Annotated in this window: 14 protein-coding genes; 6 read left to right on the top strand and 8 right to left on the bottom strand. The window is 55.9% G+C overall.

Annotated features, from left to right (window positions below):
• Nucleotides 1–71 precede the first annotated feature (71 nt).
• The 7 genes from patD to BMW97_RS01940 form a co-directional block, all read right to left on the bottom strand.
• Nucleotides 72–1,496: an aminobutyraldehyde dehydrogenase gene (gene patD, locus BMW97_RS01970; RefSeq protein ID WP_090392434.1), complete on the bottom strand. Its 1,425-nt coding sequence runs from the start codon at nucleotides 1,494–1,496 to the stop codon at nucleotides 72–74.
• Nucleotides 1,497–1,520: 24 nt separating this feature from the next.
• Nucleotides 1,521–2,327, bottom strand: a complete 807-nt coding sequence (locus BMW97_RS01965) for an ABC transporter permease (RefSeq protein ID WP_045908835.1) — start codon at nucleotides 2,325–2,327, stop codon at nucleotides 1,521–1,523.
• Nucleotides 2,317–3,261 carry an ABC transporter permease gene (locus BMW97_RS01960; RefSeq protein WP_008501290.1) on the bottom strand — a complete coding sequence of 315 codons (945 nt, stop codon included), beginning with the start codon at nucleotides 3,259–3,261 and terminating at the stop codon, nucleotides 2,317–2,319. Before BMW97_RS01960 ends, BMW97_RS01965 begins: the two co-directional genes overlap by 11 nt.
• Before the next feature lies 1 nt (nucleotide 3,262).
• The gene (locus BMW97_RS01955) at nucleotides 3,263–4,276 is read right to left on the bottom strand and encodes an ABC transporter ATP-binding protein (RefSeq protein WP_045908836.1); all 1,014 of its coding nucleotides are present in this window, start codon (nucleotides 4,274–4,276) and stop codon (nucleotides 3,263–3,265) included.
• 17 nt (nucleotides 4,277–4,293) lie between these two features.
• A complete protein-coding gene (gene ydcS, locus BMW97_RS01950) occupies nucleotides 4,294–5,439 on the bottom strand; it encodes a putative ABC transporter substrate-binding protein YdcS (RefSeq protein ID WP_024907240.1) in 1,146 nt (381 codons plus the stop codon).
• Nucleotides 5,440–5,710: 271 nt separating this feature from the next.
• On the bottom strand, nucleotides 5,711–7,120 hold the full coding sequence (locus tag BMW97_RS01945) for an aminotransferase-like domain-containing protein (protein WP_032674890.1): 1,410 nt from the start codon (nucleotides 7,118–7,120) through the stop codon (nucleotides 5,711–5,713).
• Between the two features lie 82 nt (nucleotides 7,121–7,202).
• Nucleotides 7,203–7,391 (bottom strand): cold shock small protein YmcF, encoded by a 189-nt coding sequence (locus BMW97_RS01940; protein WP_032645155.1) that lies wholly within the window; start codon nucleotides 7,389–7,391, stop codon nucleotides 7,203–7,205.
• A 452-nt stretch (nucleotides 7,392–7,843) separates the two neighbouring features.
• Between BMW97_RS01940 and BMW97_RS01935 the strand changes: the two genes are divergently transcribed.
• From BMW97_RS01935 to hslJ, 6 genes are all read left to right on the top strand, one after another.
• On the top strand, nucleotides 7,844–8,215 hold the full coding sequence (locus BMW97_RS01935) for a hypothetical protein (protein WP_045908837.1): 372 nt from the start codon (nucleotides 7,844–7,846) through the stop codon (nucleotides 8,213–8,215).
• Nucleotides 8,212–8,706 carry a YqhG/Tai3 family protein gene (locus BMW97_RS01930; protein ID WP_233100163.1) on the top strand — a complete coding sequence of 165 codons (495 nt, stop codon included), beginning with the start codon at nucleotides 8,212–8,214 and terminating at the stop codon, nucleotides 8,704–8,706. The genes BMW97_RS01935 and BMW97_RS01930 overlap by 4 nt, the downstream gene beginning before the upstream one ends.
• A 120-nt stretch (nucleotides 8,707–8,826) precedes the next feature.
• Complete coding sequence (locus BMW97_RS01925; protein ID WP_045908838.1) at nucleotides 8,827–10,227, top strand: cytochrome ubiquinol oxidase subunit I; 1,401 nt, start codon at nucleotides 8,827–8,829, stop codon at nucleotides 10,225–10,227.
• Complete coding sequence (cydB, locus tag BMW97_RS01920) at nucleotides 10,227–11,237, top strand: cytochrome d ubiquinol oxidase subunit II (protein ID WP_045908839.1); 1,011 nt, start codon at nucleotides 10,227–10,229, stop codon at nucleotides 11,235–11,237. The genes BMW97_RS01925 and cydB overlap by 1 nt, the downstream gene beginning before the upstream one ends.
• Entirely contained in the window at nucleotides 11,237–11,365 is a 129-nt protein-coding gene (locus tag BMW97_RS01915; RefSeq protein ID WP_045326591.1) for a DUF2474 domain-containing protein, read from the top strand. The genes cydB and BMW97_RS01915 overlap by 1 nt, the downstream gene beginning before the upstream one ends.
• A 129-nt stretch (nucleotides 11,366–11,494) precedes the next feature.
• Nucleotides 11,495–11,932, top strand: coding sequence for a heat shock protein HslJ (gene hslJ / locus BMW97_RS01910; RefSeq protein WP_045908840.1), 438 nt, complete (start codon nucleotides 11,495–11,497; stop codon nucleotides 11,930–11,932).
• Here hslJ and BMW97_RS01905 read toward each other — a convergent pair whose 3' ends face one another.
• On the bottom strand, nucleotides 11,933–12,199 hold the full coding sequence (locus BMW97_RS01905) for a putative hemolysin (RefSeq protein ID WP_023312003.1): 267 nt from the start codon (nucleotides 12,197–12,199) through the stop codon (nucleotides 11,933–11,935).
• Nucleotides 12,200–12,401: the final 202 nt, after the last annotated feature.

The raw sequence follows: 12,401 nt of genomic DNA, 5'->3' as shown, positions 1-12,401 counted from the left end.
TGAGTATCTTGCGTAACACATGTGGCGAGCAAGGAGCACGCCTGGCCGCGCAAGCGGCCAGGCTAAGCGGATCAGTGTTTGATCATCACATGCCTGACGACCGTATAATCCTCAAGCCCGTAGACCGACATATCTTTCCCGTAGCCCGATAATTTCATGCCGCCGTGCGGCATTTCGCTCACCAGCATAAAATGGGTATTCACCCAGGTGCAGCCGTACTGCAGGCGCGCGCTCAGGCGATGGGCGCGCCCCACGTCTTTGGTCCAGACCGATGACGCCAGGCCGTATTGCGAGTCGTTTGCCCAGGCCAGCACCTGCGCCTCGTCATCAAATTCGGTGACGCTCACCACCGGGCCAAACACCTCGCGCTGAACGATGGCGTCGTCCTGTTTTGCTCCCGCCAGAAGCGTTGGCTGGAAATAGTAGCCCGCTCCCTCTTTTTTGCTCCCGCCGGTGACAACCCGGATATGGCCGAGCGTTTTCGCCTCATCGACGGCCTGGCAGACGCGTGAAAGATGGGCGGCCGAGCTGAGCGGTCCCAGTTCGGTCGAGGTGTCTTCCGGAGCACCCATTTTAAGACTGGCAACCGCGGCACCCAGCTTTTCCACCAGTTGGGCATAAATTCCCTTCTGGGCATAAATGCGGCAGGCCGCCGTACAGTCCTGTCCGGCATTGTAGAAACCAAACGTCCGCACCCCTTCAACCACCGCATCCAGGTCGGCATCATCAAACACGATCACCGGCGCTTTGCCACCCAGTTCCATATGGGTGCGTTTAATCGAGGACGCCGTATGGCCGATGATATGTTCCCCGGTCGCAATCGAACCGGTCAGCGAAACCATGCGGACCTTCTCGTGTCCGGTGAGCGGGTCGCCGACCGTTTTGCCCCGACCAAACAGCACGTTCAGAACGCCCGCCGGGAAGATATCTTTTGCCACCTCTGCCAGCTTCAGCGCGGTCAGGGGCGTGATCTCCGAGGGCTTAATCACTACGCAGTTCCCTGCTGCCAGCGCGGGGGCCAGCTTCCAGGCTGCCATCATCAGCGGGTAGTTCCACGGCGCGATAGAAGCCACCACGCCCACCGGGTCACGGCGAATCATTGACGTGTGGCCGTCAAGGTACTCGCCAGCGGCGAGGCCGTTCAGGCAGCGGGCGGCCCCGGCAAAGAAACGGAAAACGTCGACCACCGCCGGTATTTCATCACCCAGCGCGCAGTGCAGCGGCTTGCCGCAGTTGAGGGACTCGAGCCGGGCAAACGCCTCACCGTGCGCTTCAATCGCATCCGCCAGCTTCAGCAGGCACTCGGCGCGGGTTTTCGGTGTCGTTTGTCCCCACGCCGCAAAAGCACGGTCAGCAGCCAGCACCGCCGCGTCGACCTGGGCCGCTGACGCCTCAGCAATCTCCAGCAGTACCTCTCCGGTGGCCGGGTTATAAACCGGCTGTTTTTCACCTTCTCCGGCAACCAGCTCACCGTTTATCAGCAGATGTTTTTGCATAGCATTTTCCTGTTGAATTCACTGTTATTTCCCGCTACCGGCAATGTTTTCGCCGTCGCGGGTTAGCCACCAGGCTCCCAGAATGGGGATAGTTGTCACCAGCATCACCAGCAGAGCAACAACGTTGGTGACGGGCACGTCGCGCGGACGCCCGAGCTGGTTGAGCAACCACAGCGGTAACGTGCGCTCGTGTCCCGCCGTAAATGTTGTGACGATTATCTCGTCAAACGACAGGGCAAACGCCAGCATTCCCCCGGCCAGCAGCGCGGAACCCAGATTGGGCAGCACCACGTAGCGAAAGGTTTGCCACCCGTCAGCCCCGAGATCCATCGACGCTTCCACCAGGCTCCAGGAGGTGCGTCTGAACCGGGCAATCACGTTGTTAAACACCACCACCACGCAGAAGGTGGCGTGTCCGACGACGATGGTGAAAAACCCCGGCTCAAGATTGATCGTTTTGAAAGCCGTCAGCAGCGCCAGGCCGGTGATGATCCCCGGTAACGCAATCGGTAACAGCAGCAGCAGAGAGATCGCACTCTTGCCAAAAAACGCGCTTCGCCACAGCGCTGCTGCAGCAAGCGTGCCAAGCACAAGGGCAATGGCGGTGGAAAGCGCGGCAATTTGAAGTGACAACGTCACGGATTCGATAATGTCGCCGCGCCGCGCCGCCACGCTAAACCACTTCAGCGTCAGCCCCTGTGGCGGAAAGCTGAAGGCGGCGTCTTCGGTGTTGAAGGCATAGGTCGCGATAATCAGCAGCGGGAAGTGCAGGAAGATGACGCCTCCCCACGCTGCCACTTTCAGAAACAGCGGTGCGCGTTCAGAGTGCATCGAATGCTCCCAGACGTTTCACGAACGCCAGATAAAGAGAAATCAGCACGATGGGAACCAGCGTGAACGCGGCGGCCATTGGCATATTGCCGATAGCGCCCTGCTGCGAGTAGACCATGTTACCGATGAAATAGCCCGGCGGGCCGACCAGCTGAGGAACGATGAAGTCCCCCAACGTCAGGGAAAACGTGAAAATGGACCCCGCCGCAATGCCCGGTATGGCCAGCGGCAGAACGACATAGCGGAACGTCTGACGGGGACGCGCGCCGAGGTCGGCTGAGGCCTGCAGTAGCGAGGCCGGCAGGCGCTCCAGCGCCGCCTGGACGGGCAGGATCATAAACGGCAGCCAGATATAGACGAACACCAGAAACCGTCCCAGCCCGGAGGTGGACAAGGTGTTACCGCCCACTGCCGGAAGCGTCAGGATTGAGGTCAGAATCGGCTCCAGTCCGAGATGACTGAGAAACCACTGGGCCACGCCGTCCTTCGCCAGCAGCAACGTCCAGGCGTAGGCTTTGACGATATAGCTCGCCCACATTGGCAGCATCACGGCGATATAGAAGAAAGCCTTCCACTTGCCGCTGGTGTATCGCGCCATGTACCAGGCCATCGGGAATGCGAGGATGGCGCTGGCAATGGTCACCGCAATCGCCATCGTTAACGTGCGCAGGATGATGTCGTAGTTTGCCGGGTTGAAGAGCGCCTGAATATTCGCCAGCGTCAGATCCGGCGTGACCGCCATGGTGAAATCGTCGAAGGTGTAAAACCCCTGCCACAGCAGCGTCAGCAACGATCCTAAATAGACGATGCCAAACCACATCAATGGCGCAAGCAGAAGCAGGAACAGGCCGAGCGACGGTTTACGCCAGAACAGTGCGGTCATGCGGCTTAAGCGGCCGCGCGGGGCGGGAGGATGCGCGACACTCATATCCATTTCACCTCTCCTCGTGAAGGCGGATCATTGCGTCGCGTGACCATGACGCCATGACCGCCTGCCCTGGCGCAATGCCGCTCAGCGGCGAGACGTCACTAAAGTTAGCCTGACTCACCAGCAGTTTGGCGCCATTGGCGAGCTTCAGCTCCAGACGCGTGGCAGCCCCCTGATACTGAACGGCCTGCACGACGCCCTGAACCTGAACGTCACCCTGTTCATTGAGGCGAATATGTTCCGGGCGCAGGGAAAAGGTGCCCTCCATCCCGCAAAGTGTCTGCGCAAGGCCCGCATCAAAAACGTTAGAGGTGCCAACAAAACCGGCGACAAACGGTGTGCGCGGACGCATGTAAAGATCGCGAGGGGTATCCACCTGCTCGATGCGCCCGTTATTAAACACCGCCACCCGGTCCGACATGGAAAGGGCCTCGCCCTGATCGTGGGTGACAAAAATAAAGGTGATGCCGAGTTCCTGCTGAAGCTTCTTCAGCTCGAACTGCATCTGTTCCCGCAGCTTGAGATCGAGCGCCCCTAAAGGCTCATCCAGCAGCAGGACGCGTGGTTCATTCACTAGCGCGCGGGCAATGGCGACACGCTGACGCTGGCCGCCGGAAAGTTGCGAAGGTTTGCGGGCGATGGCAAAGCTCAGGCCCACTTTTTCCAGGGCATCACGAGCCTGGGCATGGCGTTTTTTCTTGTCGACGCCTTTGACCATCAGCCCGTAGGCAACATTGTCGAGGATCGACATATGCGGGAACAGCGCGTAGTCCTGAAACACGGTGTTCACATCCCGCTCCCAGGGGGGCAGTTCGCTGGCCTCTTTGCCGAAGATAGAGATCGTGCCGCCTGACAGCTGTTCAAAACCGGCGATCAGACGCAGGCAGGTGGTTTTGCCGGAGCCCGAAGGCCCCAGCATGGAGAAAAACTCTCCGTCACGAATCGCAATGGTGACCCCATCCACCGCCCGGACGTCGCCGTACAGGCGGGAAACATTGTTAAACTCGACTGCGTACGTCATGTTCTGCTCCCGGGCAATTAACGACCGCCCATGATGGCGATGTAATCCTGCGTCCAGCGGCTGTAAGGGACAAATTTGCCGCCTTCTGCGATGGGGGTTTTCCAGAACATGATTTTGTCGAACTCGTTATAACCGTTTGTTTCGCAGCCTTTATCGCCCAGCAGCGTGCTGGCTTTACACCCTTCCGGAACCACAGGCAGGGAACCAAACCATGCTGCCAGATCGCCCTGCACTTTCGGCGTCAGCGACCAGTTCATCCATTTGTAGGCGCACATCGGGTGTTTAGCTTGTGCGTGGAGCATGGTGGTGTCCGCCCAGCCTGTCACCCCCTCTTTCGGGAAGACGGTGGCAATGGGCTGGTTCTCGGCCTTCAGCGCATTCGCCTGATACGGCCAGGCGCTGGAGGCCACGACGCCTTCGTTTTTGAAGTCGCTCATCTGGACGGTGGTGTCGTGCCAGTAGCGGTGAATCAGGGCATGCTGGTCGCGAAGCACCTTAAGCACGGCGGCATACTGTGCTTCGGTGAGCTGGTACGGGTCTTTAATACCCAGCTGCGGCTGCGTGGCTTTAACGAACAGCGCGGCATCGGCGATGTAAATCGGGCCGTCATACGCCTGCACGCGTCCCTGATTGGTTTTCCCGTCCGGCAGATCCTGTTTAGTAAAGACCACGCTCCAGCTGTCCGGCGGCGTCGGGAAGGTTTTGGTGTTGTACATCAGCAGGTTTGGCCCCCACTGGTATGGTGTGCCGTAGACCTTGCCCCCGACGTTAAACCATTCCCCTTTCACAATCCGTTCGTCGAGGGTTTTCCAGTTGGGGATAAGATCCGGGTTAATCGGCTGGACGCGTTTGCCCATGATCAGCCGCAGTGAGGCATCACCTGAGGCGGTCACCAGATCGTATCCCCCTTTCGCCATCAGGCTGACCATTTCATCCGACGTGGCTGCCGTTTTGACGTTGACCGCACACCCGGTCTCTTTTTCAAACTGGGTGACCCAGTCGTAGTTTTTATCCGTCTGCCCCCGCTCGATGTATCCCGGCCAGGCGATAATATCCAGTCGACCTTCCCCGTCGCCAATGGCCTTGGGGGGTTCTGCGGCTTGCGCTGTCATGATGGTCATGCCGAGCGCACACAGGCTGCTGCGGGCAAAATTTTTGCTCATAAGAGTTACTCCTGTCGCAATGAAATTTAGCGGCAGCCGTGCCGTAAAAATATCTCCCTTATTAAACGTAGACCGCGCAAATGCGCCGCACCGTACGGCTTCAGGAAATTTCATCAAGGTGTGACCGAGGGCGCATTCCCCGTTAACTGGATTATAGACAAGGAGTTAGGCGCGAGAGACGGTATGCAGATTTCCTATGACAGGTCACCACGAAATATTCGCAGTGCCGTCATCAGGATAAGAATTGATTATTTAAAAAACGGAGAAAGGATTATTCCAGCATCGTGCTAATTAATTTTCCTAACTGAATGACCGCCTGCTCTTCCCGCTCTCCCCAGGCCCAGGAAGTATTAAATCGAAAGAACGGCGTCCACGCGTCAGAGGTGGAAAACATCTTTCCCGGGGCAATGCTGATGTGGTGCGTTAAGGCCTTTTCGCTCAGCAGCCCCGCATCCAGCGGTGCCGGCAATTCCAGCCATAAAAAGTAGCCGCTGTCGTTATGGTGAATTTTGACACCGGCAGGCATATGGCGCAGAAGTGACTGCCAGGCCTGCTGCTTGCGCTCGGCCAGCGTACGCCGCAGGCGGCGCAGGTGGGCGTCGTAGCGTTTGGTCGCCAGGTAATCCACCAGCGCCAGCTGCATGGGAGAACTGGTTGAGAGCGTGCTCATCAGTTGCAGCTGCTGAATGCGACGCGCGTGTTTTCCTGCCGCCACCCAGCCGATGCGAAAACCGGCCACCAGACATTTTGAAAAGGACGAGCAGTGAAGCGTCATGTCCTGACGATCCCACGCTTTCGCCGGGAGCGGCTTTTCGCGGCCAAAATAGAGCTCGCTGTAGACGTCATCTTCAATCAGCGGGACGTTGTGCTGCGTTAACAGCGCGACAAGCTGCGCTTTTTTCTCCGCGCTCAGCGTGAAGCCGAGCGGGTTTTGGCTGTTGGTCATGATCCAGCAGGCTTTAACCGGGTACTCATTCAGCGCCTGTTCAAGGGCGTTGAGATCGATCCCCTCGCGGACGTCTGTCGCAATCGACAACGCTTTAAGCTTCAGGCGTTCCAGCGCCTGCAGCGCGCCGTAGAAACAGGGGTTTTCGACAATCACCCAGTCACCCGGCTCGGTCACCGCCTGCAGGCTAAGATTCAGCGCCTCGAGCGCGCCTGCGGTGATCACGATCTCTTCCGGAGAGATGTTCATCCCCTGCTGCGCGTAACGACGGGCAATGGCGTGGCGGAGATCGACGTTACCCGGCGGCAGGTTCTCAATCACGCTCATCGCCGTCGCGGTTTTACTGACGTTAGCCAGCGAGCGGTTGAGCTGCTGAAGCGGGAAAAGCCGGGGATCGGGAAACGCGGAAGCAAAGGGAACTACGGAGGGGTCACGGCTGGCCTGTAAGACATCGAAGATATAGGTATTGATATCCACCGCTTCGTCACGCATCACCTGAGCGGGTGGCGCAGGCTGTTGTGCGGTCGGGCGCGAGGCAACGTAATAGCCCGACTGCGGTCTGGCGACGATGCGCCCCTGACTTTCCAGCATCTGATACGCGTGGCCAACGGTCATAAAACTCATGCCGCTGCTTGCCACCTGCTCTCGCAGGGAAGGCAGCTTATCGCCCGGCAGCCATACGCCAAGCTCAATCTGCGAGATAATTTGTTGCGCCAGACGCTGGTATTTTTTCATCAGATTCTCCTTATGACCGACAGTGTATATCAGCAGGAGAAAAAGAGAAGATTTAGCTAACTGTTATAGTCTGGAAGATGAATTACTTACGGTATTCGGTCACGTGGCTCTGAGCGGAATGCGCGGCGGCCAGGTGGTCGAGCGTGATCATCGGCGATTTGCAAAAAATGCATTTCGCGCCAAACGGGTTTTTCTCAGACACGTCAAAGGCTGAGGTACGGTACTGCGAACCATGGCAGCATGGGCAGCGAAAATGGATATAAGAAGTCATAGGATTCTCCTGAAACGTTAAAACGTAAATTACTAATGGGCCGATTGGGCATAATGGTTTTAAACAAAACGAATCGGAATGTAGATAAAGACCCAAGAGAGGCTGCGGAGAGGCACAACGTGATGAGAACTGCTTTAAAAACTACGTCAGATATTTATTTGGACTCAAAACCAGAAGACCATTAACGCACGGCGCTGACGACAAAGCAAGCGGTTTAATGCGGAAAATTCATAAAAAGAATGTTTTTATTCCCTGATGCTCGTCCAGTTTTTTAAATATTGATGTTTACAAACCTCGACCATAAACACATAACCCCATGAAATATAATATATAACATTTTTTGCCTACTCATCTCACCAACCACAGAGTATTAACAACAGGTTAATGAACACTCTGCTACTTGTCTTGCTCAAGCAGGAATTGCGCCCTTACCTTACAGAAAGGAATTATCAATGAGTTGGAATAAAGACGCGGCTGTTTCTTACCTCCGCTCGCATGCGCTTGGACACTCTCATAACGAATGCGCGAAGTTTACACGTCGTGCCATAATCGCTGCCGGCATTACGCTTGAACGCACACATGATGCGAAGGATTATGGACCAAAACTTTTGCGTGCAGGTTTTAGGGAGGTTCCTCCCGGTTCGACGTTGCTTAGCGGAGATGTCGCTGTAATTCAGCCCTATCCAGGGGGAAATTCAAGCGGCCATATGACAATGTTCGACGGCACCCAGTGGATCTCAGATTTTACCCAGCTCAGTATGTACCCTGGGCCAGGTTACCGCCGCGCACAACCAACCTATAAGATTTACAGGATGAGTCGATGATGAGGGGGATTATAATTACTCTTGCGTTATTATTATCAGCTTGTACGTGCGTACCTCAGCAGAATGCTGCCGAACGGGTGGAAGAATTTTACTCCAACTATCTGACGTTTTTTGCGGAAAGTGATGGTGAATACCCTCAGCTTAGAGAGTACGTTGCGGCAGATACGCTATCCCGACTTAACGAGATAGAGTCTATTCCTGAGCAGGAAATCCTGGGGTCAGATTATTTCGCTTATATTCAGGATTATGATCCATCCTGGGTGAAGGGGCTTGAGGTTGGTGTGGCGCATCAGTTCATCAATGGCGAAGTTCTTCCTGTCAGGATTGGTATTGAGAACGGCGGGTTTCTTAATCTTGAAGTCTATATGCGTCGTGAAGACGGAAAGTGGAAAATTTACCGCGTGAGTGACATAACCGATCACTACGAGCACCCCATATTTAATGCTGGAGCAATTACTCGAGCAAAGTCATTAGCGGAAAGCGGACTTTAAGCACATCTATAAACAATACACTGGCAAACTGTTATAGGTAAATATGCCGGGTCTGTTTCTGCAACCCAGAGCTGGCGCGGCTTAGAATGGCATCGACATAATTACATCGCGGAGTTTTGCATGTTTGGTTTGGATGCTTTTCACCTTGCGCGGATACAGTTTGCCTTTACCGTATCCTTTCACATTATTTTCCCGGCCATCACTATTGGTCTCGCAAGCTACCTTGCCGTGCTCGAAGGGCTGTGGCTGAAAACAAAAAATCCGGTCTGGCGCTCACTGTACCATTTCTGGTCGAAGATTTTTGCCGTCAACTTTGGCATGGGCGTGGTCTCCGGGCTGGTGATGGCCTACCAGTTTGGCACCAACTGGAGCGGCTTTTCACAGTTTGCGGGCAGTATTACCGGCCCGCTTCTGACCTACGAAGTGCTTACCGCCTTCTTCCTCGAAGCCGGATTCCTCGGCGTAATGCTGTTCGGCTGGAACAAAGTGGGGCCTGGGCTACACTTCTTCGCTACCTGCATGGTCGCGCTGGGGACCATCATCTCTACCTTCTGGATCCTCTCTTCAAACAGCTGGATGCAGACCCCGCAGGGCTATGAGATCGTCAACGGTCAGGTGGTACCGGTTGACTGGTTCGCGGTGGTGTTTAACCCCTCCTTCCCTTACCGCCTGCTGCACATGTCGATAGCCGCGTTCCTGAGCAGCGCCCTGTTTGTCGGCGCATCCGCGGCATGGCATCTGCTGCGCGGGAATAATACCCCCGCCATCCGGGCAATGTTTTCGATGGCGCTGTGGATGACGCTGATTGTCGCCCCCATCCAGGCCGTGGTTGGCGATATGCACGGGCTGAACACCTTAAAGCACCAACCCGCGAAGATCGCCGCCATTGAGGGCCATTGGGAAAACCCGCCGGGTGAGCCGACCCCGCTGCTGCTGTTTGGCTGGCCGGATATGGAGCAGGAGCGCACCCGCTTTGGACTGGAGATCCCCGCGCTCGGCAGCCTTATTCTGACGCACAGTCTGGATAAACAGGTTCCGGCGCTGAAAGAGTTTTCAAAGGAAGACCGCCCGAATTCCACCATCGTCTTCTGGTCGTTCCGCATTATGGCGGGCCTGGGCATGCTGATGTTGCTGCTTGGGGTAACGGCACTCTGGCTGCGCTATAAAAAGCGCGTTTATTCATCGCGCCCTTTCCTGTGGTTTGCGCTGCTGATGGGGCCATCCGGGCTGATTGCCATTCTGGCCGGGTGGATCACCACGGAAGTGGGCCGCCAGCCGTGGGTGGTCTATGGGCTTCAGCGAACGAAGGATGCGGTTTCTGCCCATGGTGATTTGCATATGAGCGTGAGCCTGCTGGCCTTCTTCATCGTTTACACATCGGTATTCGGCGTGGGTTACAGCTATATGGTGCGCCTCATCCGAAAAGGCCCGCAGCCGCATGAGTCTTTCGCCACCGAGTCCGATGGACGTCCGGCGCGCCCGCTTTCTGCCGTCACAACTGAACATAAGGAGCAGCCATAATGGGTATCGATCTTTCCATTATCTGGTTTGTGATCATCGTCTTTGCCACGCTGATGTATATCGTGATGGACGGTTTTGATCTGGGGATCGGCATTCTGTTCCCGGCCACGCAAAACGCCGACGATCGCGACGTGATGGTCAACAGCGTCGCGCCGGTCTGGGACGGGAATGAAACCTGGCTGGTGCTGGGCGGTGCCGCCCTGTTTGGCGCATTCCCGCTGGCCTATGCGGTCATCGTTGATGCCCTGACCATTCCGCTGACATTAATGCTGATCGGACTTATTTTCCGCGGGGTGGCATTTGAGTTTCGCTTTAAAGCCACGCCGGCGCACCGTCCGTTCTGGGATAAGGCGTTTATAGGTGGTTCCATTCTGGCGACGTTTACCCAGGGCGTGACGGTGGGCGCCGTCATTAACGGCTTTACCGTCACCGGCCGGGCCTATACCGGCGGCCCCTTTGACTGGTTTACCGCGTTTAACCTGTTTTGCGGCGCGGGCCTGGTGGTAGCCTACGCGCTGTTAGGCTCGACCTGGCTGGTGATGAAAAGCGAAAACACGTTGCAACAGCGGATGCGTGAAGTATCGAAAACACTGTTAATCGTGCTGCTGGCGTTTATTGCCGCCATTAGCCTCTGGACGCCGCTGGCGCAACCGGCCATCGCCGCGCGCTGGTTTACGCTGCCGAACCTGTTTTATCTGCTGCCCGTCCCTGCTCTGGTGGTGATTTTTAGCCTGTACCAGTGGCGCTGCCTGAATAATCCAGCCAGCCATAGCCGTCCGTTTATCCTGACGCTGGGGCTGATATTCCTCGGCTTTAGCGGGCTGGGGATCAGCATCTGGCCGCATATTATTCCACCGTCGATCACCCTGTGGCAGGCCGCCGCACCGACGCAAAGCCAGGGCTTTATGCTGGTCGGCGCGCTGTTGATCATTCCCGTAATTCTGGTCTACACCTTCTGGAGTTACTACGTTTTCCGCGGCAAAGTTCAGCATGGGGAGGGTTATCACTGATGCAACAATCGGTCTGGAAAAGATTGCTGTGGCTGGCCATTATCTGGGGCGGCAGCGTACTGGCGCTGGCTGCGGTCAGTATGCTCTTCCGTATGCTGATGACGGCAGCAGGGTTTAAATCGCATTAACTTCATCCCGGGCAACCGCAGCGTTGCCCGTCTCCTTCCCCCCGCACTTTCAGATAAACCCCATTAACGCACGGCAGAGTATCGTTACACTGGAAAAAGATTCACAGTATTTATAGTTTGAGAAGAAAAATGAAAAAGCTCATTGCGTTAAGTGTTATCAGTCTTGCCCTTACCGGGTGCGTTAATCCGGGTAAAGCCTCCGTTCAGCCGGAGCAACTTCAGAACCACCGCTTTGTGCTGGAAAACGTGAACGGTAAGGCGGTTAAGACCGCGACAACGCAACCTGAGATCAGTTTTAGTGCCCTGCCTGATATCAGCCTGGTGAATAACATCAGCGTTTCTGGCCAGATGTGTAACCGCTTCAACGGACAGGGGAAATTGTCCGAAGGCGAGCTTAAAGTGAAAACGCTGGCCATGACGCGCAAGCTCTGTACTGAACCGCAGCTGAATGAGCTGGATCAGGCCATCGGCGACATGCTGCGCAAAGGGGCGCAGGTCGACCTGACGGAAGACCAGTTAACGCTGGCGACAGCCGATAAAACGCTGATGTTTAAGCGTGTAGAATAATCAGTAGTTACCGCAGCTTCCAACGGCAAGCGACTGTTCACTACAGCGTTTGCCGTTTGGCAAGGCGCACATCCCAATCGCAGAACCATCAAGCTGGCGGGCAACCGACAGCGAGCCGCCAATCATCGCGCAGTTAGCCTGACCCGAGCTGGACATCGCCGCTTTCATTCCCGGCGCCACGTGGGCTGCCGTTGCCTGCTGAACGGGTTCACTGCTACATGCCGACAACAATAATGCGGCACACCCTACCCAAAATGCTGAGCGCATGCTCTCTCCCCCATGAATAATGCGAAACCTATGCATAATAGGCATCCCATCCCGTGTCGTCGAGAGCGGAAGTGCGTATTTATGCGCTTCAGAAACAATTTCTCGCAATTTTTTCGCCAAAAGTTTGATCTACTCATTGATGGCGAGAATACCGAGGACACAAAAGCGAAAATCGTAAAATCCCCCGTTTGCTAGAATACAC

The organism is Enterobacter sp. NFIX58 (assembly GCF_900110475.1).
GTDB classification, from domain to species: Bacteria; Pseudomonadota; Gammaproteobacteria; order Enterobacterales; family Enterobacteriaceae; genus Enterobacter; species Enterobacter quasiroggenkampii.
The sequence above is the reverse complement of the archived record's forward strand: the minus strand, read 5'-3'. Positions and strand labels throughout refer to the sequence as shown.